Source organism: Cupriavidus sp. P-10 (assembly GCF_003402535.2).
Classification (GTDB): Bacteria; Pseudomonadota; Gammaproteobacteria; order Burkholderiales; family Burkholderiaceae; genus Cupriavidus.
Genome location: NZ_AP025171.1, coordinates 1,411,947 through 1,436,130, shown reverse-complemented (window position 1 = coordinate 1,436,130; position 24,184 = coordinate 1,411,947). Strand labels below are relative to the sequence as shown.

The 24,184-nt window shown below is 61.5% G+C and carries 17 protein-coding genes; 10 read left to right on the top strand and 7 right to left on the bottom strand.

The window, feature by feature from the left end; translation table 11 throughout:
* Positions 1-255: 255 nt before the first annotated feature.
* The 5 genes from CTP10_RS23560 to CTP10_RS23540 all read right to left on the bottom strand — a co-directional run bounded on the left by CTP10_RS23560 (position 256) and on the right by CTP10_RS23540 (position 7,575).
* Complete coding sequence (locus tag CTP10_RS23560; RefSeq protein WP_116321674.1) at positions 256-2,352, bottom strand: hypothetical protein; 2,097 nt, start codon at positions 2,350-2,352, stop codon at positions 256-258.
* A gap of 89 nt (positions 2,353-2,441) precedes the next feature.
* Positions 2,442-3,671, bottom strand: coding sequence for a hypothetical protein (locus CTP10_RS23555; protein ID WP_116321673.1), 1,230 nt, complete (start codon positions 3,669-3,671; stop codon positions 2,442-2,444).
* A gap of 82 nt (positions 3,672-3,753) precedes the next feature.
* Positions 3,754-5,124, bottom strand: a complete 1,371-nt coding sequence (locus CTP10_RS23550; RefSeq protein ID WP_116321672.1) for a hypothetical protein — start codon at positions 5,122-5,124, stop codon at positions 3,754-3,756.
* A 121-nt stretch (positions 5,125-5,245) separates the two neighbouring features.
* Complete coding sequence (locus tag CTP10_RS23545; RefSeq protein ID WP_116321671.1) at positions 5,246-5,509, bottom strand: H-NS histone family protein; 264 nt, start codon at positions 5,507-5,509, stop codon at positions 5,246-5,248.
* Between the two features lie 95 nt (positions 5,510-5,604).
* Positions 5,605-7,575, bottom strand: a complete 1,971-nt coding sequence (locus CTP10_RS23540) for a tyrosine-type recombinase/integrase (protein ID WP_116321670.1) — start codon at positions 7,573-7,575, stop codon at positions 5,605-5,607.
* 254 nt (positions 7,576-7,829) lie between these two features.
* Here CTP10_RS23540 and CTP10_RS23535 point away from each other — a divergent pair, with 254 nt between their 5' ends.
* From CTP10_RS23535 to CTP10_RS23495, 9 genes are all read left to right on the top strand, one after another.
* Positions 7,830-9,470 carry an AAA family ATPase gene (locus CTP10_RS23535; RefSeq protein ID WP_199414651.1) on the top strand — a complete coding sequence of 547 codons (1,641 nt, stop codon included), beginning with the start codon at positions 7,830-7,832 and terminating at the stop codon, positions 9,468-9,470.
* A gap of 4 nt (positions 9,471-9,474) precedes the next feature.
* Positions 9,475-10,329 (top strand): hypothetical protein, encoded by an 855-nt coding sequence (locus CTP10_RS23530; protein WP_116321669.1) that lies wholly within the window; start codon positions 9,475-9,477, stop codon positions 10,327-10,329.
* A 150-nt stretch (positions 10,330-10,479) separates the two neighbouring features.
* Positions 10,480-11,709 carry a HEPN domain-containing protein gene (locus CTP10_RS23525; protein ID WP_116321668.1) on the top strand — a complete coding sequence of 410 codons (1,230 nt, stop codon included), beginning with the start codon at positions 10,480-10,482 and terminating at the stop codon, positions 11,707-11,709.
* Positions 11,710-11,796: 87 nt separating this feature from the next.
* A complete protein-coding gene (locus tag CTP10_RS23520; protein ID WP_116321667.1) occupies positions 11,797-12,282 on the top strand; it encodes a hypothetical protein in 486 nt (161 codons plus the stop codon).
* A gap of 48 nt (positions 12,283-12,330) precedes the next feature.
* Entirely contained in the window at positions 12,331-13,080 is a 750-nt protein-coding gene (locus CTP10_RS23515) for a hypothetical protein (protein ID WP_116321666.1), read from the top strand.
* 512 nt (positions 13,081-13,592) lie between these two features.
* Positions 13,593-15,062 (top strand): AAA family ATPase, encoded by a 1,470-nt coding sequence (locus tag CTP10_RS23510; RefSeq protein ID WP_116321665.1) that lies wholly within the window; start codon positions 13,593-13,595, stop codon positions 15,060-15,062.
* On the top strand, positions 15,059-16,024 hold the full coding sequence (locus CTP10_RS23505; protein WP_116321664.1) for a hypothetical protein: 966 nt from the start codon (positions 15,059-15,061) through the stop codon (positions 16,022-16,024). The genes CTP10_RS23510 and CTP10_RS23505 overlap by 4 nt, the downstream gene beginning before the upstream one ends.
* A 226-nt stretch (positions 16,025-16,250) precedes the next feature.
* Entirely contained in the window at positions 16,251-19,052 is a 2,802-nt protein-coding gene (locus tag CTP10_RS23500; protein ID WP_116321735.1) for a UvrD-helicase domain-containing protein, read from the top strand.
* A gap of 118 nt (positions 19,053-19,170) precedes the next feature.
* Positions 19,171-19,419 (top strand): hypothetical protein, encoded by a 249-nt coding sequence (locus tag CTP10_RS23495; RefSeq protein ID WP_233528252.1) that lies wholly within the window; start codon positions 19,171-19,173, stop codon positions 19,417-19,419.
* A 190-nt stretch (positions 19,420-19,609) separates the two neighbouring features.
* On the opposite strand, the gene CTP10_RS23490 is transcribed toward CTP10_RS23495, so the two are convergent.
* Positions 19,610-20,530, bottom strand: coding sequence for a helix-turn-helix domain-containing protein (locus CTP10_RS23490; protein WP_158577696.1), 921 nt, complete (start codon positions 20,528-20,530; stop codon positions 19,610-19,612).
* A 244-nt stretch (positions 20,531-20,774) separates the two neighbouring features.
* Between CTP10_RS23490 and CTP10_RS23485 the strand changes: the two genes are divergently transcribed.
* Positions 20,775-22,655: a tannase/feruloyl esterase family alpha/beta hydrolase gene (locus CTP10_RS23485; RefSeq protein WP_116321662.1), complete on the top strand. Its 1,881-nt coding sequence runs from the start codon at positions 20,775-20,777 to the stop codon at positions 22,653-22,655.
* Between the two features lie 304 nt (positions 22,656-22,959).
* Here CTP10_RS23485 and CTP10_RS23480 read toward each other — a convergent pair whose 3' ends face one another.
* Positions 22,960-24,150, bottom strand: a complete 1,191-nt coding sequence (locus tag CTP10_RS23480; RefSeq protein ID WP_116321661.1) for a CaiB/BaiF CoA transferase family protein — start codon at positions 24,148-24,150, stop codon at positions 22,960-22,962.
* Between the last annotated feature and the right edge of the window lie 34 nt (positions 24,151-24,184).

Sequence of the window (24,184 nt, the reverse complement as noted above, 5' to 3'; positions counted from 1 at the left end):
TATATTTCGGCACCTGGCCCTTCTCCATAACCCAACTTAGGGAGGGGGTTGCTGCAGACATACCGATCGCCGCGCAGACGCATGACTCCGTCAGCGCTGTGTGCCGAACGGATTACTGAGCCGCCCTCCGCCTTTCTGCGTTAGCGCGAACGGCCCCCAGGCGGTTCCGGACTTGCCTCGCTGAGCCATCCGTTCAGCGGCGCATCGCGCGGCACTAAAAGGCACTAAGCCACGCGTCTGCTGGAAGGCCGGAAGCTAGATGACGGCCGCATTCGCACCGTCCGCGTTTGCCGGCTCGGGCGATAGTAGCGCCATAAGTTCAGCGTCTCCGGGTGTTTGCCCCACCATGCCGCGGACGTGCGTCACCAGCTCCTGCAGATCGCGCGGTTGAAGCTTCAGCCTGCCAACGCCGAGCGCGTAGGCAAATTCAGGGGCGGCTTCACCCTGCTGGCTGTGGCGGGCCGCGAAGAGCTTTTTCAGGAATAGCAGCATGAAACTGCTGTTTTCCGGCAGCGATGAAGAGTCGAGCTCGGAGGGATAGGCCTGTCGCAGTAGCGCCGACTGTATCAGACCATCGTTGTACCGCGTGAAATTCTGCGGATCCAGCACGACTTGCTGGAAGGCGGCGGAAGACAGGCGGTGATCATCTTCTTCGATCGTTGGCGTTCTCGCCCGCTCGAGAATGGCCCCGATGGTCGCCAACACCATGGGTGCGTGAGAGGCGCCCTCAACGTACCCTGGCTTCCAGAATGCAAAATCGGGACGCAGCACCAAGCGATGCTTGCCGGACACCAACGAAGGCAGAAAGGCGTCGGTCACAAGCCCTGCATTGCGTGACGGGGCCCAGCGATATTCCAGGACATCAAGGCGCGAATCCTTGAGACGCAGAATATCTGCCTCCTGCCGCAGCGACTGCTCGAGCGCGCTTCCGACCGCGGCCACGTGGAAGGCCCCGAAGTACGCGGTTCCGTCTTTCGTTTGAGCGAGATTGCTTCTTAGAGACGTTGCGCTTGCATCAGTCGCACAGACTTGCAGCCCGCAGAGATACGTCCTCGCGCCGAAATGGCTGGCACGCAGATCTCTCGAAATGCCGAGTAATGTCGAGCCTTTGCCAATCACCGCCGCGACAACCAGTATCGCCCGATGCCTGTCCACCTCGTCAAGCTTGCCCTCGAAGGTCGAACTGCTATGCAGTCCCCAGGAAACCTGCATCGCCGCCAGGATCCGGCGACACGTGTTCGCCATGGCGAGACTGGCCGGATCATCTTGGTAGATGATGCCCTGAATCGAGGCCGGCACCCGGGATCGCAGTTGCTTTTTCAGCCAATCGTCGAAATTCCCGTTTGCAAGCACCGTCGCGCCGTCTGCATACAGCGCACGGCGCTTTCCCAAGTCATCGAGTCCATCCACGGAGAATAACCGGGCGTTGTGGAATCTTTCGGCCAACAGCGTCGCGTTTTCGCAGCGGTGCTTCTTCAGACCCAGCAGTACTTTCTTTGCCGGCATCTGTTCCGGCTGGAACCGTTCGCCAAAGATCCGCAGCCCTCGGATTCCCGCGACAGGCAACTGCGCATCACGCCAATTTTGCGGTCGATCGACCGCGCACATCGGCTGTTGCGAGGTGATCGCATCGCGGAACGTCAGGAGCGTAACGACCTCCCCCTCGGCGCATCCCGTGTACTCCAGCCATTTTTTTTCCAAGGACAGGGAGGACGACGCCGAAATGATGCAAAAGAAGGTGCCGCTTGGAGGGACGGTCGTGGCTGCCAGTCCTTCGTGAGAGTGAAAACTCACGATTTGAGGCATCGGCAAACCGGCGCGTGATCGAATCTCCCGAATCGCATAGGCAATGCTTGCGATGGCCATCGAGTCCACGAAGATCACCTTCAAATCTTGGATCTGAATCCTTCGCAGCAGTGCGAACGCGATGAAATCGACCGCGGCGCTGTTGGAAAGCGCCTCTTCGGCACGCAGGAAGTGACTGGATCGTTCACCGGACGGCTTGATGAACTCAAATCCCGGCGGAGCCGGCACCACCACGCCCTTCTGGGAAAATACGGCATGGACGCCCGCGTCTAGCATACCTTTGCACTGGGCTTGCAACGCGGCCAGCGTGACGAGCGCATCCGTTGCCGAATGCGTTTGGATGGGAGCTATCTCGACGAGGTCGCCCGTCACGCCGAATACGGCGAGATGCACACTCGCTTTCCCCGCGAACCGTGCGATGCTTTGTTGTACCCGGTCGCTGGTCAGCACGGCCAGGTTGGCGCCCTTGTCTTCCGACAGGCAGGCAACAATGACGGCATCCGGGTACAGAACGGCCTGCGCAGCCCTGTTCAAGGCGACCGCCATATCGGGGACTGAAGCGCACCCTGCGGGACAAAAAATGACCTAGATGGATTTCTTCGAGGGGCGCTCCCAGCGGTAAGAGTAAAGACCGCTCATTTCTTCGCCCTCGCAAGCGGAATCGCTACCGTATAAGACGCCCCAGGTACATCGGGCAGTTGTGGCCTTGCTTCATCCCAATGCTTCGGCGCGAAGCCTTCCGCATCTTGCCTCGAAAAATCCTGATAGAGAAAAAGCCGCCCGGTGCGCAGCGACATGAACGCATCCAGGGCCTTCAGGGCTTGAAGAGACGAAGAAAGGCCTTGACCGAATCCTCGACTGCGTTTCGTCGTTGCATGGGCCTGGAAGCAGGCTTTGACGTAGTTCGCCTCGTCCTCGATCGAGAGCTTGTCCCAACGGAAATTCTGCACGTGTTGGGACGCCCATCTTCGGGCGAGTCCAGGACCGGCATCGTAGATGGTGATCTCGAGGAACCGGGTTGCTCTGGGTGCGACGGCGTCCTTCCGAACGTTCCGGATTTCCCGCAACTCGTCCGGCGACACAGTCTTCACCGGTGGCTTGTAGAGCTTCCTATGGGTGCTCTGCCACGTCAGGTACCGTCCGAGGGGGCCAAGGTCTTTTCCGGAATCGTCAACGCGGGCCCTCTGCTCAAACGTACGAGCGAAGATCCCCCTAACATTACCGCTCGGGTAACTCATGCCGTTCTGGTCGACGCGCGCGTGGTCATGCGTGTTCGAAAATAGTTCTTCGACCAGCGTGGCCAGGTACTCCAGTTGGTCCGGCGCCATCGCTCGAACGGCGAGAGGTTCAAACGACTCGAGGATCTGCTTGGTCAGGACAAGGAAGCCGTCCGAGTCGCGCAGTGAATCTTCCGAACGCCTGCCGTACAACGGCAGCAGGAATTCATTTACCGCGCCATGGTAGCAGCAGAGGTGAACCCCCCGGCTGCCATTGGTGTCCCTGAACCGGGACCCTTGCATGGCTTTCAGACCCGGAATCAAATACTTGCGCGCTTCCGCGGGACCGAACTCGACGCCGCGTGCACCGGAGACACCGGAGGCAAAATACAGTGCCGCGCATCCATGAGGCTCGTCCGCCAAATTGGCCAGTACGGTCTCAATCGGTACGCCGGAGACAGAGACGACATGGTTCGGGCCAGAGCGTGCCCATGCTGCGATCCACTGGATTAGCAGGCCGGCCATTCCAAACTTGCCACCTTCGGGGAAGCTAACCGGCATTGCTGCCGTCGACGCGCCTTCCCGCTGTAGCGCGTCGTAGAGCGTCGCCAGATCGTTGTAACCGATGTTTCGCGGAATCTTGTACATGAGTGGTCTTGATCAAAGGATATGCCAGACATGCCATCTCAGCCGCGAAATCATAGCAAAGGCAAATCCCTCCCCGTCGCGGCTACAGCTTCGCGCTGCGATAGCGGGCAAACATGGCAGCAAAGAAGTCCCGCATCTGCGCTTCGGCGTTGTCGGCGAGCAACTCGTTGGCGCCAAACCGGTAGACCTCATAGCCGGCCAGTTTCAGTTCGCGGTCGGAACGTGCCATGTCGGCGTAGCGCTGGGGGGATGCCATCCCGTCCGGTTTGGCATAGTGGTGCTTGCCGTCCACCTCGATCACGATCCGGACATCATGCGGCAGCAGCAGGAGAAAATCCATCCGGTGACTCAGCAGTGCTGCGGCGCCCCGCTGTTTTGCCGTGCGCGGATCCCAGTGCAGCCAGACCTCGGGCAGCAGGGCCGGCAGCCCGGGAATCCGTCTGCCAAACGCGCGGTGATAGCCCTTGAACAGCGTCCGTTGCGGTGGCGAGCTTTCGGGCAGGCTGCTTTGCAGCCGCTCATAAAGGGTGCGCTTGGCGATTTCCGGATCGGCGATCGCTTCCCGTTCTTGCCACCAGTCCTGCAGATCCTGCCAGCGCAAGCCCTCGACCGAGATCGGCCGGTCGTACACGAGGACCTGGTCGGCGTGCGTGACGATCTCGATGTCGTTATTGATGGCGTCCCGAAAGCGCAGGTCTGGCTTGACCGACGAGGCAAAGATCAGGTTCTTGGGGCGCCCGGCCACCCCATCATGCAAGGGCATCAGGCGGTATTCGGGATAGCCATCCTGGCTGCCGCACTCCCGCAAATCGCAACCAGCCCGGTGCAGCGCGACGTTCACGCGGGCGACGAAGTCGCGCTGCGCCGCTTCGTCGGGGCGCACATCGGCACCCGCCAGACCTTCCAGGAACCGCGCGAAGCGCGCGTCGCTGGCCTCAAAGGCGCCCAGCCGGTCGAACAAGGTCTCCACCGACCAGTCTCCCGGATTTCGGTGCACATGCTGCTCAATCTCGGTCCGCAGGCCGTGCGCCGGCCTGCCCAGGAGCGCCGCAAACGGGTCATCCTCGATGACCCAGAGCGCGTCGAGCAGGATGTCGAACCGGCCGGCATCGAGATAGAGGTCTTCGAGCGGGATCGCCCGCGCCACCTCCCGACGCACCCGCTTGGAGATGGCCACCGCGGTCTGATCGTGCCAAATCAGATCCTGGATGCGGTTGCGGACGGCCGCGTCGATGGGATGCTGCGCGAGCAGGCGGGTGGCCACCTCCGGCAGCCGCCCATCGGCGACGGCCGCAAAGCTGGCCTCGATCCGGTCCCGCTTGGATCCCTCCGGATCCGGCGGCGGCAGACCCAGTGCCAGGCAGAGTTCCGGCAGGCGCTCGTGCGTGGCATGGTCCTTCAACCCGCTGATGAGGGGGGCCAGCACGCGGCGCAGCGCCACTAGATCCGCCATTCATGCCCTCGCGCAACGGCCTGCGGCCACGAAGTCCGTCCGAATGGCGATGACCCGCCTCGCCTGCGTACGGCGCGCCGCGGACCTGGCAACGGTGTTGCGCCTGCCGCGCCGGCCTTGATCACGGGAACGCGGCATCACTGACCGCGAAATGCTCCAGGCGTTGTCCCGCGTTGACCGCACGGTGCAGCCAGTCGGGCATCGCGCCCTGCCCGTCCCAGCCCTGCCCCTCGGCGTTGCGATAGCGGACGACGCCTTTCGCCACCGCGGCGGCTGGTGCCGGGAAGCAGCCGGCCGCGATCAGGTCCTCGACATGCAACCCATGGCGCGCCATTTGCACGCGAATCCAGGTAATGGCGTCTCGTCGTTCAAGCTCAGGGGACATAGGCGGGCGGGGGGCGGTTCGTCGGTCGAGGGTGGCCGCACGTGGTCATGCGGGCCGCCGGATTCAAGAGAGGATGCGCAATCCGGCGGCGGTGGTCAATACATGCCGGCCCGATCGAGTTCGCGCGCGCGCCGCGCGTCTTCCACATGGACGTAGACCGAGGTGGTGGCGAGCGACGCGTGGCCAAGCTGGTGCTGGACCACATCGAGCGCCACGCCGCGCGCAATCGCGTGCGAGCCGAAGGTGTGCCGCAGCCAGTGGGCGCTGGCCTGCGCCAGGCGCGCGGCGCCGGCCGGATCCTCCGTGGCCAGCACCTCGGCCGCCTGGGCAAAGAATCCCTTCCAGATCGCATCGAGCTGCGCCACCGACAGCCTGCCCGCCTGGCCGTCGGCCTTGACACGGCCGATCAGCGGCGTCTCCGGGTGCAGGCGCTCGAACTCCCGGCCCAGGCCCCGCGCGGCCAGGTAGTCGCGCAGCGCCTCGATCACCGGTGCGGGCACGTGCACCTCGCGGGCCCGGGTGCCCTTCCCCACGAACGACAACGTCCACATGCCGCGCTGGTCGGCCGCCAGATCCTGCTGCCGCAGTTCGCCGACCGTGACCTGGGCCTGCTCCGAGATCCGCAGGCCGGTGGCGTAGGCGAAGCGCAACAGGAACTGCATCCGCGCCGTGCGGGCATCGTCGGGCGGCAGGCCCGTGGCGAAACTGCGCAGGAATTGCCACTGCGTCTCGGTAAAGCTGCGCGCCACCTGGATGCGGCCCTGCCTGGCCGCCTTCGGCTTGGGCAGCAGCGCGAACGGGTTGTAGCGCAGGTACTGGGCACTGACCAGCCAGGCGCACAGGCTCTTCACGATGGTGAAGGCCTGCCGCACGCTGCCGGCAGACAGCGGCCCCTCGAACGGCCGCCAGTCGAAGCGATAGCGCGGCGTGCCGCGCGCCCCAACCCACTGCGCGGCGGGCTGCGGATCGGCCAGGAAGGCCAGATACGCGCTGCAGTCCTCGACCGTCAGGTCGGACAGGGCCTTGCCGCGGGCGAACACGGCCCAGAGGAGGAACCGTTCGGCCTGGGTGCGGTACGCGCGCCAGGTATGGCCGCCGATGGGGGGATGCACGCCGAGCCAGGCGTGGATCGCCATCAGGTCGGTCTGGGCGGCGATGCGCGACTCGCTGCCAGCGGCCGCGCGATTGTGGCCGTGCCGGCCATCGAGCGCCGGTGGCAGCAGCAGCGCCTCCAGCGGCGCCACCATCGCGGCGGGCGGACGCAGGCTCGCGAGCTCTGCCGCCGTGGCGCTGCGCCGCGGCACTAGCGCGGCCGGCGGGATGGCACCCAGTTCAGTCGCGAACTCGGCCAGCCACGCCTCGATGCGTCGCGCCGTGTGCGTGCCGATGCGGGAAATCTGCCGATACCAGCGCGCCCCGCCCTGCGCGATGCCGGCCTGCAGCGCACCGAGCGTGGTCCAACCCACCGCGACCAGGCGCTGGGCGATCGCGGGTGTGAACCAGCCGCCGACGGCATCGTCGGCCGCCGGACGCGCCGCGAGCAGCGGCTGCAACGCCTCGAGTGCGCGCTGCTGGCGCTGGCACCGGGCCTGCCGGGCGGCCGCGCTCTCGCCCGCCGGCGCATGAAACAGTGCGTGCCAGGCGGCCTCGCTCCAGCGGCGCGGCGGCGGGGTGCCCGCCATGCCTGGGATCCCGGCCGCCCCGCCTGGCGCCGGCGCATCCGGATGGTGGGCATCGTGGTCGTGGCCGTCGGTTGGGGACTGCGCCGCGCGAGGCCGGGTCGCCAGGCGACGCACGCCGCGGGTCAGCTCCCCGGCGATCCAGTCGACGGTCGCGCGCGCCACGCGCAGATCCCGTCCCGTGTCCAGATAGCGGTCGGCCAGGCGGGCCAGATCGACCCCTTCGAGCACGCCGCGGTAGAACGCGAAGTGATGGGGGCCGAGCAGGCGCGTGGGCGCGACCGGCGCACGCTGCCGGCGGCGTACCGGGGTTGCGACGCGGTCCGCCCCACCGTCCGGCGTGGCGGTCGGGGCGCGGGAATCGGGTGGGCGGACGGGGTCGGACACGGCAGATGGGCGGATGCGGGCGGGTCAGATGGTACCGCAGCGGCGCGCTTTCCGGGCTTAAAGTTGGTATCGAGATAATGGTAATTATCAAGACAGGCGCATTTCTTCGTCCCGGTCGATTGTGATGCTAACGGCGCATCAAGTCGACACCCACCATGGGCGGGCCAATTGAGCCCCCTACTCAGGATGGGAGAACGCATGGCGCCTACGTCTCCTGTGCGATGATGCGGTCGGCACAGCTCTGGAGCAAAGCGGTGGAGAACAAGCGGTTCAAGATTCGGAAGCCTCGCGGCGCGCGCCCCAAGGCCGGATTCCCCACCTTCGTCCTCGAGCAGGACAATTGGAATGACCACAGCTTTCGCACGCAGTATCACCTTTCCTACTTCGACATCAATGCCTCGGGCAGCATCGAGGAGACCCTACTCGGCCCGGTGAAGATCTTGAAGCGGGGCCAGACGGCGGCGGACGGCCTGCTACTCAGCGCGGATTTCGACAAGCTTGACGAGGATTTCTGTTCGGTTGGTCAGTCGCTCGACTACTACGAGCGCATCAACGCACTTGGCGAAAAGCGGAAAATCGAGGTCCTGAGCGCGCTGCGGGATGTCGTGCACAGTCCGGCCCTGGTGGCGCAGTTCGAGCATGAGGCGGGCTGGTCCACCTCCCTGTTCCGGGACCACAACGACGACGGCACCAGCTTCATGACGCTGGCGCGAGGCTTGATTACGGGGATCTACGCCAGGACGCCGGCCGAAGACATGTCGTTCTCGTTTGCGATGCCCACCTGGCAAGCGCCGGTCGACTTCGCGTTCGACGCCCCGGCGGATGATTTCTTGTCCTCCCCGCTCCTGCCCGAGCGCATTGCAGTACTGGTCGGACGCAATGGGTCGGGGAAAAGCACGTTGCTGGCGCGCCTGGCCCGTGTCGCATTTGGCACGCTCGAGGAACGCGCGAAGGGACCCCTCGCTGACCTGGGTCGACTGGAACCGCCTGGCGTCGGCTTCCCCCGCATCATCACGGTCGCCTTCAGTCCCTTTGACAGTTTCAAGTTGCCCGGTTCCGACAGCCGCAACCGCAAGCAAGTCCTCAAGGATCTGGAGCGGGGTGAAGGCCGGTTCAGCTTCATCGGCATCCGGGACGTCATTGGAGAATCGACGTCCAGGGGAACCACATCGGCCCCTGCCTCGCTCGAGGACGAACCGTTGCGCGGCGATCGTCTGGGAAGAACGCGCTTGAAGTCGATCGAGCAGCTTGCCGATGAGTTCCGCCTCTCGCTCGAGAAGGTGCATGGGAAAGGCCGGCAGCATCGGCTTCACAAGTTCGCCACTGACCTGATCGGGGAGTCGGCGCTGCAAGACGCTCACCTGCTGCTGGCAGAATGTTCCGTCGACGATGCCAGGGCGGCCTTCCTGGCCTGCAGCACGGGGCACAAGATTGCCCTGCTGATTGTCACCGGGTTGCTCGCCCATATCGAACCCTATTCTCTTGTCCTGGTCGACGAGCCGGAAACCCATCTCCATCCGCCGCTGCTGGCCGCGCTGATGCACGCCCTGCGCGGCATCCTGCGCGAATTCAAGGCGTTCGCGGTGGTGGCCACGCATTCACCGGTAGTGGTTCAGGAATCCCTCGCGCGCCATGTCCGCGTGGTGCGTCGCGAGGGCGACCTGACCCGAGTGGTGCCTATGACCGGTGAAACGTTTGGTGAGAGTATCGGGTTGATCTCCGCCGAAGTCTTCGGCCTGCAGACGGATGCGACCGATTTCCACAAGATTCTGGACCACCTGGTGAGGCGCACGCCGGATCTCGACGCGCTCGAACAGTTGTTCCTCGATGGCGCCATGAGTCACCAGGCACGCGCCTACGTCATGAGTCGCCTGAGCAACCGTCAGAAGAGCTAGCCGCATGTGGAATTTGCCAAGGCCGGACATTTCCGGGGTGAGGGATGACTTGGACCGCGTTTTTCCCGCAGCCCCGCCGCCAGCCATCGCCACGGCGGCAGAGAAGGATGCCATCGAGGACCTGTATGAGGCGTATCGGGTGGCCCTGGGTCGTCCCGGTCAGGCACTCCTCGGCCACGCCTTGTCGGCCGAGTTGAGGCAGGCAGTGCACGATGCGTACAGCGCGGTCCAGGACCATGGCAAGCTGGCAGCGCTCCGGAGCGCGCTGAAGTTGCTTGCGACGGAATGCCCCTATTGCGGATTTGGCCAGATCCAGGATCTGGATCATCACCTGCCGAAAGCCATCTACAAGCCGTTCAGCATCTTCCCGCTCAATCTCGTCCCGTGTTGCGCGACCTGCAACCGCGGCAGGCCGAGACGGCCCCGGCAGGATCCGCGTCGGCACATGTTGCATGCCTTTCTGGAGGACGTTTCGGACTACGACTTTCTGGTGGCCGACGTACAGATCGACCCCGCACACGGGGCGCTGCAGGTCCATTTCACCATCGATCAGCCCGCCGGCATGGGGGACGAACTGTATGCGCGACTGGTGAATCATCTGGACGACTACGACCTGCATGAGCGCTACCCGGCGCAAGTCAACATCTATCTGGGCAGCCTGGAGGCTGCGTTCGAGTACGCCTTCGAATCCGGCGGCGCCGACGAACTCCGCGCGTTCCTCGACCGCTCGGCGGAAAAGAACGCGCAACGGTTCGGGCGCAACGACTGGCGGACGGCGCTGCTACGCGGGCTGTCCGCCACGGACGCATTCTGCAACGGGGGGTTTGTCGCCGCGCTCGGGTTCCGGCCAATGGTCTAATCGCCCAACGGCCTCCCACAATCGCTTCGCTGCGCATCTCGCAGAGGAATAACCGACCCCCGCGCAGAGCCTCGATGCCCCACAGTGGGTGGCTTCGGAATGTGCAGCGACGCGGCAGGCTCAACCAACGGCTGGCTTGGAATCACCACCATGGCAATCGACCTCAACGGGAAACATCTCGCAGCCCTGCAGACGCTCTGCGAGGGCATTGACGGCGACTATCCGACCGCCCAGCGCGCGCATATTGACGCCGTCGCCCGCAGCATCGCGGGGATCCATCACCGGTATATCGACAAGGGGACGGCCGAAGACATTGTGGAGCGCGAACTGAATGAAATCATCGCGGAACGAGCGCTGCGCGGCGAGAAGACCGTACCGTATGACGATCAAACGCTACCCGTACTGCGCCACGCCTACTTCCATCGAATGAAGTCGATGGTGGAAAACCTGCCCTTCACGTATCGACTCCGGATCGAGCTCCCGTCGTTCCCGTGGCTTGGGCAGTCTGCTTTTTCCATTACGGACAACATCACGTTGGTTCAAGGAAGCCACGATTTTGACGGGCCCCGCAGTGGGCCTGCTGATGGGCTGCCCCCGTTTGAAGCGCCTCAGGCAAGCTACTTAGAGATCCAGACTATGGGGTACGCGACCCAATTTCTGGACTCCCCCGCCCTTGCCGAGGCTCTGTCCGTCGCCAAGCGCTGCGCGTTCCTGCTGAGTGCTTCTGGGACGTTCATCGAAAAGCTCACGCTTAGGAAGGCGCGCTGCACCCTGCTCTCCAGTCAAGGGCAGGTTTACCGCGTGGAAGCCCCCCGGTCTCTCGGCCACTGCTTTGGCCGCCTCACTCCCGATCCGCTCAAGCTGGTGAGAACAGTCGTGGACAACGACAGCCCGGCGGCCATGCTGGGCTCAGTCCTTGAACTTGCCGCACAAACCGATGATCAGAAACGATCGGCGGTTCAACACCAGTTCAAAGTTCTTCTTCGCTTCTTTGCCAAGGACGGTCATCCGGACTTTGCAAGCATTTCCGCCGCCATGGAGTGGTATCACGATTCCGTCTACGCCGACAATCAAACCTTCTCGTACCTCGCCGCATGCATAGGATTAGAGGCCTTGCTCGGCAGCGACGACTTCATGGACGACATGTCGAACCGGCTTGCCGATCGCTATGGCTTCCTCTTGGGACGGTCACGCCAGGAGCGAGAGGAGTTAGCTGGGCAGTACAGGAAGGTACTGAAAGTCCGCGGCAAGCTCGTCCACGCCAAGGTGGCCCGCCTGTCCAGCGAGGACAAGCCGTATCTGGCGCGGGCTCAACAATTGCTGCTGGACGCGCTCGGGAAGGAATTGGATCGAATCCTTGGCGGGGATTCCAAGAACTAGCCACGGCCTTGGCGTAGCGCCAAAGCCCGAGCCTGTCGTCGCAACACGGGAAAAACGCCCGCACGAACTCAATGGGACATTGACACCATGAACGAGTCAGACTTCGTTCGGCGATTCGGACCAACGAGCGCCGAGTACAACGCTCTCGCACCGTACCCGCGACAAACCACCGAGTTCGAGATCCAGGCGTGGCTGGTCATGAAGCTGCTCGACGTAGGCTTCGACGTCCGTGGTGAGACGCCGATCCGGCTCCCGTCCGGCAGACAGTGCTATTTTGACCTATTAGTCTTCGACCGCGAAAAACATCTCCAGTACATCATCGAGATCAAGACATTCCGCGCGAAGGGCAAGCTTGGCCAGCACGGCATGACCCAGTGGAAGACTTATCTGCGCTTTGGCGTACCGGTGCTTTTTGTCTACGGCATGGAGGGCGCTTTCGAGCTTCGCGACCAACTTCTGAAGTGGCGTGCTCTGGATGAACACATCGAAACCGGCCGCAACTATGTGGTGCCAGACTTTCCGGACGATTACGAATCGTTCGCGGCTTGGAAGCTTCGCGACAGGAAACACTGAAGCGCTCGCGCATGCGATCATGGGGTCTCCTCTCTCTGGAAAGCACCGATGGCCAACTTCACCTTGTTTCATATGTGGGACCCTTCTCGCCAAGTGCTCATCGAGGGCCATAAGTTCTATGTCGAGCAGGCCCGCACCCGGCTACTGTCCCAGTTTGGCGACCTGGAAGGGGAAGCAAAGGCTGCTGAACAAGCCTGGCTAGATAAGCATGACCGGCATTTTGATCCCGATCGTCATGACCCTGCTGACTTCCTCGAAGCCGCCCACGACGCAGGAATTGCCTTCTACCAGCTTCTGAGCGATATGAAAGAACGCACCCGCTTGAGTGTTGTGGCTGGGATGTTTCACGAGTGGGAGAAGCAACTGCGCGACTGGCTGGTGAAGGAGATTAAACATTGGCATTCCGGTGAACTGGTGGCCTCCAAAGTTTGGTCTGCTGATTTCAGCCAAATCATCGACCTGCTGGAGGGATTCGGTTGGCAGCTTCGCACCGCTGATTTTTACCGAAAGCTCGACGCATGCCGGTTGGTGGTGAATGTCTACAAGCATGGCACCGGCAAGGCTTTGCAGGAATTAAGACGGGATCATCCGGAGTATCTGACTGGCCCCTTCAGCGGCCTGAAACTCGATTGGGAGCCAGCCATTAGAGATCATACCTATCTCACTGTCAGCGACGAGCAATTCCAGGAATTTTCTGACGCCGTCGTGGAATTCTGGACGCGTATTCCGGAGCGGATATTCAAAACGGACGAAACAGTGCCACCTCAGTGGTTCTTGAGAGCCATGCAAAAGCCGTGACGCCCCAAGACTGACGCTTAGCGCCGGCGCTGCCACAGGAGTTGTACAAGTCGCTGACAGAGGATCTGTCGCACGGTATCTCACAAAAGTCACCGATCTGTCGGTCTACACGCAAGCCAAGCTCAACGCCATAGCTTCAACGAACGTCCACGCAAAACTTCGATAACCGGGCCGGACTCATCAAGCTGTTGCGTTGACCGGTCGAGTCCAAAGTCGGCTACAACCGCTTCCTCGTGCAACCAGTCTCAACCTTCGAAACGGCGTTCGGCCGGCCTACCGTCCCGTGATAATCGCGGTTATCAAGATATAGAGATTTCTGCAGTACAGCATAAAGTGCCTTTTAAGGCCTTTCGCGTTTAGGGCAGAACACTCACCGATTGGCTGTGAGCGCCGGACCGTCGGAGCACTGCGTCAAGCCCCTCTCCGTACTGATGCGCCGGGAAAGGCGTTTGCGCTATCCTGCTGACGCACGCGTCCCGTTTGGCTGACGCGCCCTTTCTTGACTGCTCCGCATGGCCCTCATTCATAAGATCGTCGTCGATGACCGCGCGCTGTTGATTGCGCCGAGACGCAAGGTTTTTGCAAATTTTTTCGGCATAGATTCCTGCCATATCTTGTTGGGGCGCAATGGCGCTGGCAAAACGACCCTGCTGACCCGGATCGCGGAGATGGTGGCCCAGCCGCGCGGGGATAGCGAGATACTGCTGGCGCGCGAGGACGGCCACGAGGCGCGCTGGATGACGGCCGACGAACGTCGTCGACACGGCGCCGTTTTTTTTACGGCCTTACCGTACCGCCGTGCGCTACCGAAAACACGTGTTGTGGATGCTTCGCTGCGCGAGCGCGACCGGGGCACGATTGGCGACATCGACATCTTCCGACATGTCTGTCGGGAACTGGATGTCCACACGTCGCTACGCGCGTCCATCAGCTTTAGCCAAACGCTTTTTTCGGAAGTGTTGCTGCCGGCAGTCGTGCAAGGGCGCCAACGCGGCTATCGATTCAAGGATCCACACTTGGACGATATAGCGGAGAAGCTGCTCGTCGCGTTGTCTGACGCGCCTCAAGCGTTCACCGTCGAGGATAGTGCCGAAAGCGACAAAGGCCGCCGGAAAGCGAAGCAAGAGCTCATCCACATTCTGAAGTCACAGTTATCCGCGGCGGAATATATCTCGCGCGGCCGAACCATTGAGTTGGCGGTACTCCAGAAACTGGCCGCCCGCACGCGCGACAAGGTCGAACTCGGTCTCAATTTCCTGATCTGGACCAACACGCTGGATGGCCCGGCTACCGATCGCAGGCATGAAAGGTATCTGGCCACCTTCCGAGACATGATCGATGAGACCTACCGGCACGTTGATAGCCTGGCTGAGATCGAAGACGACCGAGACGGCATCTATTTCGTCATCCCTTCGAACGAAGAGGCGAGCGTGTTGGAGCGGTCGACGACGGCCATTCAAGTCGCGTGGGATCAGCTCAGTTCCGGCATGCAGGCCCTGATCGACCAGTTCTCGCGCATTCGCGGCGGTATTGAACAGTTGCACCAGCGCGGCATCCGAAACATCCTGCTGTTGATCGATGAGGGCGATGCCTACCTGCACCTGGACTGGCAGCGGCGCTATGTCGAGCTGCTCGACCGCTTCCTCACTGGCATGAAGCGCGATTTCGATCTTGCGACGCTCCAGGTTATTCTGACGACCCACTCTCCCGTGATCGCGACCGATTTCCCGAGTGCGATGGTTACGAACCTGGATGACGACGTGACCCCGCGCCGGACCTTTGCCGCCCCGCTGGACGATATTGCCCTCACCTCCTTTGGCACTCAGACGCTCGGTTCGTTTGCGGCACAGAAGATCGACGCGTTGCACGCCAACCTGCGCGACGGCAACGCAACCGAGGCCGATGCGGCGCTCCTCGAGGAGATTGGCGACCTCACAATCCAGAATGCCTTGCGCCGTGTCGCCAAGGGAAGCCAGTCATGATCATCCATATCCCGGACGTATGGCGGGACGCCGCCCATGCCCACCGGCTGTTTCTGCGGCCGCTGTTGCAGACGACGGTTTTGACTTTGCGTAATGGGCCCGAGGCGATTAAGCTGCGCGTGGCAGACTTTCTCGATCGCAATGTGAAGGCACTGTGTTCGGCCCGCAGTGTAGCTTTGCCGCCGGTGGTACAGGATTTCGAGGCCACGTTTGTCAGCGACGATGATCGTACCGCTGCCAAGAACCTCATCAAGCAACATCTTGACTACGATGCTTTCTCTCGGAAACGGGGCTGGCACAAGCGTTCCTGGTCGGCATATAAATTGTGCAGCCTGGCGCGCTATGCGATCTGCCCGTACTGTCACATCGTTCCCATCGAGACCAAACTCCCGGCAGATGACCGCGACGATGGCTTGCGTCCCAATCTGGATCACTACTATGCGAAGGCACAGTACCCCTACCTCGCCCTGACGCTGGCGAACCTGATTCCCTGTTGCGAAAAGTGCAATGGCCCACAGTGCAAGCACACCACTGACTTTGTGGCGGTCCCCCATCTGCATCCGTTGAGCGATCGCGAATCCGTGCAATTTGCGCTGGCCCAGCGGACGGCCCCCCCTGCAACCCTGCTCGGCACAAGGGTCTGCAACGCCGACTCGAGTCAGTTCGAGATTCGGCTGGAGCCTCTCGCTGGAGCTCACATCGCCAAGGCGCAGGCCTCGCTCAAAACCTTCGCGTTACCCGAGCGTTACGAGGTGGCGGTGGACCAGATGTTCCGGTTACGCAGGCAACTGATGACATTGGCGTCGCGGCAGCAAATGCTCGCGGCACTCCTGCCCGACCTGCAGACGGAGAAATCTGATACGGTCGGCTTCGATGTGACAAACGCCAGTTACAAGAACGTGCCCATGGGGAAGCTCAGGCTCGATATCTACGCGTCGACCGAAGCGGAATTGATCCCGTAGCCGCTCGAGCGCAGCGGGCAATGGCTGACGGGTCGACCGGTCACCGCTTGCCTTGCCTGTAGAGTAGAAAATCGGAGCTTGCCCGCATACGCTGGCTGTCAAGCAAGGGATGAGGCGGGTACGACAGGCTACAGCCGTCATTTCCCGGCCATTTCGACTCGGTGCTGCACTACTGGAGATAAGGCACCGCCGGGGATAGACAGGCGAGCGGATGGGGGCTTCGAACATGATGAATCAATGGGAACCTTCCCGCTGGGGCAGATTGCTGACGCAATGCCAGCCGTGGCGACTCAATGCGATCGAGGACGGTCTGGCACTGACGACCGCCGGCGGGCGGCAAGAGATTCCGATCCAGCAAGCGTCGCCGATGCGGGCAAAGCGGGGCTTGTTCTGGACGACCTTGAGCTTTGGCGCGGGCGATTTGCAGAATGTGCAGCTCAAGGGCCTGCCCCATCGGCACGCCGCAGAAGTCGAGGCCTTCATTGCCGGTGTACTGGCCACCCAGCGCTTGCGGGCGCGTCAAGACACTTTCGATGCGGCCCTGCGTCAGATCCGCGGCTGGCTCGAGCTGGTGGCCCGGCACACCCAGTTGTCCCGCACCGAACGCCGCTGGATTACCCAGGAACAACAGCAGGCGTTGTTGGACAAGCGCCCGGCGCTGGCGCTCAGTGACCAACACTTGCATGAGCTGCTGGACGATCCGGACATCCAGGCGGGACCCGCCCAGGACCAGACGAAAAACCGGCAGGACATCAGCGAATGGAACGCGAACTGGACGACGGTCTGGGCGCGCGAAAATGAAGCGCATCTGCAGCGGGAGTTGCGCGACCACAAGGACCTGTTCGATACCGTCGAAAGCCAGCCGCTGACGGAAGAGCAGGCGCGAGCCGTGATCTGTTTCGACAACCGCGTGCTGGTGATCGCGTCCGCGGGCTCCGGCAAGACCTCCACGATGGTCGCCAAGGCGGCCTACGCCATCCGCCGTGCCCTCGTCCCTGCGGAGCGCATCCTGCTGCTGGCGTTCAACGCCAAAGCCGCCGAGGAACTGGCGGTACGCTCGGAGCGGGCCTTCAAACGGATTGGCTTGCAGGACACGGCTGTGGACGCCCGGACCTTCCATGCGCTGGGGCGCCGCATCATCGGCAAGGCAACCGGCCGCATGCCGGACCTCCCCGTCTGGGCCGTCGAGACGGCCGAGGGGCTCCAGCAAATCGCCGGCATGGTCGACCGACTGAAGGATCGCTCCCCGCAATTCCGCACCGCCTGGGATCTCTTCCGCCTCGTCTTCGGCCGGGACCTGCCAGGCTTCGGCGCGGAAACGCCTGCCGAGGAATGGGACCGGCACGGCGTCGGCTACGTCCGGACCCTAAACGGGGAACGGGTGCGCAGCCGCGAGGAATGCGTGATTGCTGACTGGCTGTTCTACAACGGCGTCAATTATCAGTACGAGCCGCCCTACGAGTTCGACACCGCCACCGACGAATACCGCCAGTACCGGCCCGACTTCTACTATCCCGACATCCAGCTTTATCATGAACACCTTGCTCTGAACGGGAGGGGTGAGCCACCCGCGCATTTCGCGCGCTACCTGGAGAGCCTCGCCTGGAAGCGTCAGGAGCACCAACGGCGCGGCACCGCGCTGGTCGAAACGACCTCGCACCAACTGCGTTCCGGCGAGTTGTTCGCGCATTTGTCGCGCGCGCTCACCGCGCGCGGGCTCGTGCTCGATCCCAATCCCGACCGGCCCATTCCAGCCCAGGGGCAACCGCCCATGGCCGCCGCCGACCTCGTCGCGCTGGTACGCACCTTCATCAGTCACGCCAAGAGTAATTGTCTGACGCCAAAGCTTCTGCACGAGCGCCTGGACGCCATGCCCGAAGACGACTTCCGTTTTCGTCATCGCATGTTCCTGACCATTGCGATCCCCATCATGGAGGCCTGGGACGCGGCGCTGGCGGCCGAAGATGGCATCGACTTCGAAGACATGCTGAACCAGGCCGCCGAGCATCTCGAAACCGGCAGATACGTGCCGGAGTACGACCTGGTCATGGCGGACGAATTCCAGGATGCCTCGCGCGCCCGCGCGCGACTCTGCCGAGCGCTGGTCAGGCAACCAGGTCGGCATTTCTTTGCGGTGGGCGATGACTGGCAATCGATCAACCGGTTCGCCGGCGCCGATCTGTCCGTGATGACCGGGTTTCGAGACTGGTTTGGGCCCAGCGCAGTCCTCAAACTCGAACAGACGTTTCGCTGCCCCCAGGCACTTTGCGACGCATCGAGTCGCTTCATCACCCGCAATCCGAACCAGCTTCCGAAGGGCGTGCGCTCCGCCACGGCGGCCCATGGCCCAGTCCTGCAAGCCCTGCAGGTTTCCCACAAAGACGAGACCCAAGGCGCAATCGATGCGTATCTCTCACGGCTCTTTGACGGCGTGCGCGAGGGAACCATTCCGCAAGGGCGCAATGGCCGGGTCTCCGTCTTCATTCTGGGACGTTATAAAGCCGACCGCGCCTTTGTGCCATCCCTATGGCGCTCTCGCTATGGGGCGCGGATCGATCTGGAGTTTCTAACGGTGCATCGCTCCAAGGGGGCCGAAGCCGACTACATTGTCCTGCCGGCCATGGTCCGACGAGGCTTTCCCAATCTGCGGGCAGACGACCCGGTCCTCGCGCTGGCCATGCCGGCGGGTGACACCTTTGCCCTGAGTGAGGAACGCCGCCTGTTCTACGTCGCCCTCACGCGCGCACGCCGCAGCGTTGCGTTGTTCACGGTCCGCGGACAGGTGTCGAGCTTCCTGGATGAACTCGTTCAGGATCACGCCGTCGCGGTGACAAACACCGAAGGCGAGTCGATTCATGAACACCGGTGCCCGATCTGCAAGGTTGGGGTCATCATTACCCGACCGGGACGATATGGTGAGTTCCAGGCCTGCTCTGCGTATCCCAGATGCGAGTACAAGCCCCCTCAGGCACGCTCCTTCCACGGGAAAAAATCCACGATTCGCCGCACCCGACCGAATTTGCGGTAGGCGGGAACGCATCGACATGCATGACAGCGTAAACGGCCATGCCTTTTGCCGCAGCGGTTGCGGGACCAGAAGCAGTTGTCCGCCCAGAGAGACGAGGCGGGGACCCCATTTCGCCTGCATGCCCCCTGCTCTTCTCCAGAATTCCGACACCCAACTGTTGCGCGAGCGTGCAGAGACGATCCTCTGGATCAAGACGCAGATGGCCCACTACCGCCTGCATCTGGCTGACCTGCAGAACGCCGGCTGTTTTTTTCTGAAGGAGCGTCCCTTGTCAATGCCGCAGCCCGTCCGATTTGCTTCCGGGATGCCGATGGCCACGCGTGGGACGGCCACGGTGATCTACCGGACTGGCTATAGCGAGCTGTGAGCGCTGGCCAGTCGATCGAGCATTTTTCGTATAAGGCCATAGAATGCTTGCATCATCGGAACGTCGGTCCACTTGCGTAGCATTTCACCGGCAATGTGCTAGCCCCCCGGAACCAGGGCCCACGACAGCCCCGCCGGAAGTACAAAGTCAATACCTCTTTCAGTTTGTTCGGACGCGCCCTCGAACGAGTCTAATCGCGGTATTGGCTCGGCGAGACGCCCATACGGCGTCGAAACACATCTGACATGTGTGTCGAAGAGGCGAACCCCGTTCGAACCGCTATCTCGGCGATAGTAAGACCCGCCCGTAATAGCCGTTGCGCTTCTTTGATACGTAGATCCATGACGTAGCGGTGCGGCGTGATGCCGAGGGCTGCTTTAAATAGGCGCGCGAAATGATATGGGCTCGTATGGACGAGGCTGGCCAGCTTTGCTAATCGAAGTTCATCCGAGTTCCCAAGATTTTCCCGGACATGAGCCTTTATTGTTTCAATGTTTCGCCCTGAGAGACGATTTCCAATCTTTCGGGGAGTTTTTGGGCAGGCATATACGTGGGTCAGATAGCTTACCAATGCGACGGACAGGCTTTCCGCGTAAAGGCCACCGCAAGGGCATCCGTCAGCAATCTCCTTCTCCATCAACGAAAAGAGATTGTCTAACGTCCTGTCCTGCACGATTTTGAATCCAGACAAGTTCATCGTCCCACTCTCATCTGGGAACAGGTGTGTCAATTTCTCCCGACTGATCTCCACTGCGATTCCGTATGTGTCTGATGTCTGGAGATGGCCACGATCAAATTCGAAGTTTTCCTGAATCAAGAGCGAATCGCCGCCGTGCGTGACAGCCTCAAATTCCTGGCAGCCCGAAGTCATCTGGGCTCGGGTCCGCCCGACTCTCTGCTGCCAGATCAATGCGTTGGGATAGAGCAGCGCGCCTACGTCTCGGTTTTCGGCACGGCCTTTGTGAAACTCGACAGGAAATCCAAGCCACGGCCGCAAGGGCTGTTGGCCCACTCTCTCCCCACCAATTCTCAATTCATCAAGCCGCACCGATACGCGTCCAGCCAGTAACTGGATGGGTGCTGCTGCCTTAGTGGGCCGCTGGATCGACATCTTTGGAAAAGAGATGAGGGGTCGCACACACGTCCGGCGCTCGCGGCTGCAGGACAGCAAGTTTACAGAGCAAGAACAGCAATATTCTGGACTACTGCAGGATAGTGCGCAACCTATCATTAGGGGCGATGCATTATAGTGCACCGCTTAAAGATACTCATCAGTCACTTTTCGTTAACCAAGTTGATGTAATCGACTTTTCGGGCGAAGCGAAGTAACCGACCACAATATATTGGAGACACTTATGGAATTTCCCCATCCGCGCCCAATACCGACACGGGCAACATCCGCGCTCGCGACACTGATCTGCTTGTTGACCCTTGGCGGCTGCGGCGGCAGTGACGACCCGCCCGCGCCCACTTCAGGTACGCCGGCCTCTCTGGGTTGCGACGACTCCCTCAAGACCGAATTCAAACCAGATGCCGACACTACTGTTTTGCTCGTGAAAGCGTTCCAAAAGGGGGATCCGCTTTTGCTGACCGGTGCCGCAACAGATGCGACACCAGTTGCCGGCAGCGATCTATGTATGGTCAAGCTCAGTGTCGGCCCTGGCAATGCAGGGCCGGCTGATGCCCCCTCAACAACGTCTGGAATCGGGATGGAGATATGGCTTCCTGCGAAGACAAGATGGAACAAACGCATACACGTGCTCGGTAGCGGCGGCTGGGGTGGCGGCGTGGAAACGTCCACTACGCAGCTTGCGACGCTTATCAACGCATCCGGCAGCCCTGCCGAGATCGCTGCGTCGGAAGGCTCCGTGAGTGCAAGTTCCGACACGGGGCACACCGACAGGCTGCACGGTGGATCGTTCGCAATGAGCCCCGACGGATCGATCAACTCTGCTGGATGGCGCGACTTCTCGTTGCGTACCGTCCATGAACTGGCAGTGAAAACGAAAGCCTTGGCCACAGCATATTACGGCTCGGCACCGTCCCACGCGTACTTTGATGGCGGATCAATGGGTGGTCGCCAAGCCATGCAGGCAGCACAGTCGTATCCGGCTGACTACGATGGGATTATGGTTGCCTTTCCTGCAATGAACTGGACGCGCTTTATCACCGCCGAAATGTACCCGCAAATCGTGTATCAGCGTGATCTGGTCGACAACGGCATCCCGATCCCGACGATCGCCCAGCTTGACTTCGTATCCAACACGGCAATCAGCTCATGCGATATGGTGGGCGGGCAGCATATGGGATACCTTATCGACCCTTCGCAGTGTCGCTACGACCCGACAAGGGATGCAACGGTGCTGTGCCCTGGTGTCGATGGCAATGGTGGTGTACGTGGTACAAGTAGCAGCGCAAACTGTGTCAATCTCGCACAAGCGTCTGCCCTTAACAAAATCTGGTACGGCATGACTGCGGATGGCAGTGTGCCCGATCCTGCAATCGATAACGGTTGGGATACTGCACTCAGCAGCAGCCGGCGCTGGTATGGGACGTCGCGCGGAACGTCCCTGTATGACGCGTGGATCCGTAGCCTTTCTCCCACCACTAATGTTAATGCCTCACCAGGTGGCCCCTTCACTATCGCTTCCGACGTACTCGCGCTAAACCTCCAAGATCCGACGATGGCGGAATCAAATTTCGTAAACGCTACCGGAAATGGCGCCGCACGTTGGAAGAGGCTTTCCTACGCGGAGTTGTCGCACGCCTTTGAGCGCGGTATATCGTTGCAAGCGGCATTCAGCAACATTGATGCGAACAATCCAGATTTGTCTGCGTTCAAGGCTCGAGGTGGAAAAATGATTCATTATCATGGTCTGGATGATGAAGCGATCCCGCCCCAAGGCTCCGTCGACTACTACAACCGGGTCACGTCTAAAATGGGAGGTCTCTCAGCCACGCAGAGCTTCTATAAGTTTTACCTCGTTCCTGGCATGGGACACGGATTCAATGGTTATCACAACGGCAGCGCAAATCCGAATGCGATTCCGGCTTTTCCGAAACGAGAGGAACTCTTCGCTGCCCTTCAAGACTGGGTCGAAAATGGGGTCTCGCCAGACAGTCTCATGGCTCGCGCATCATCCCCCGCCAAAAGCATGCCCCTGTGCGCCTATCCGAAGAAGATCACCTTCGTGAATGGCGATCCTTTCCATGCGAGCAGTTACACCTGCTCCTGATCCAGCAAGCCAAGGTTGCAGACCGCCCTCGCCCTCGCCGTCGTTCTCGGCGCCTGGGCGCTGGGCGCTCTCACCTTTAAGTGGTGCGCCCCCTTACGGCATAAGCGGACCAAGGAGCGCCCAAGAAGCCCTGCGTGGTCCTGCGGTCGCTGTCCCCATGCACGTCCCTTATGCCTTGCTGCATCGATCCAGTTTTTTCCTTTTGCATGTTCTCTGCTCTTTTTCTGGGCACCGACACCCGACTGTTACCCCAACTCGCCGAGACGATCCCGCCTCAGCGACAATATAGGGCCTTATCGCTCGGTCAGAGCACGCCCCGTAGTCGCCAGTCGCTGCGCGTGGCAGCGTCAATGCCAATTGACTCGAGGACTTCATCGGTATCCTGGCCCAAAGTGGGAGCCGGTCGGCGGACGGTACCGGGCGTACCACTCAGCTTCGGCACGATCCCCGGTAACATCACCGGGGTGCCATCGCTCAACCGCCCGTCCAGCAACATCTCGCGCGCGCGGTAGTGCGGGTCGTGGACGATGTCAGCCACATCATAGATTTTTCCGCTCGGAATCCCCGCTTCGTGGAGATTGGCTAGCACGTCGTCCAATGCACGCGCTTGAGTCCACTCCCGAATGGCGGCGTCGATTTCCTCCACCTTTGCCACGCGCCCATCGTTCTGTGCGAGAGCCGGGTTGTCGGCAAGGTCTTGCCGCCCGATCACCGACATCAGTCGTTTGAAGATGCTGTCGCCGTTTCCAGCAATCAATGCGTACTTCCCGTCCCGGCACTGATAGGCATTACTCGGTGCAATACCGGGAAGACTGCTACCGGCGGCCTGGCGGATAGCGCCGAAGACCGAAAACTCCGGCACCAGGCTTTCCATCATGTTGAATACGGACTCATAAAGGGCCACGTCGATGACCTGGCCCTCGCCGGCATTGCGCTCTCGATGCGCTAACGCGAGAAGCACGCCGACGACGCCATGAAGTGCGGATAGGGAGTCCCCGATGGACACGCCGACCCTGACAGGGGTACGGCCGGCCTCGCCGCTCAAATGCCGCAGGCCGCCCATCGCCTCACCGATGACGCCAAATCCTGGCCGATCGCGGTAAGGCCCCGTCTGCCCGTATCCCGAGACGCGTAACATGATCAGCTTCGGGTTAATCGCCCTGAGGGTATCCCAACCCAGCCCCCACTTTTCCAAGGTGCCTGGGCGGAAGTTCTCGATCAGAATGTCAGCAGACGCAACGAGGCGCAGAATTACCTCTTGCCCTTCTTCTGAACGCAGGTCCAAGGTTACCGATTTCTTGTTGCGCGACTGCGCCGCCCACCAGACTGATGTGTCCTGATGAAGCAGGCGCCATTTTCGCAACGGATCGCCATGCCGGGGCGATTCAATCTTGATGACTTCCGCGCCAAACTCCGCCAGCATCTTGGCTGCGAACGGGCCTGCGATCAGTTGCCCCAGTTCGATGACGCGGATACCCTTGAGTGCTTGTTCCATGTTGTCTCTTTCTGCCGGTGGTAGCCAGCATGAT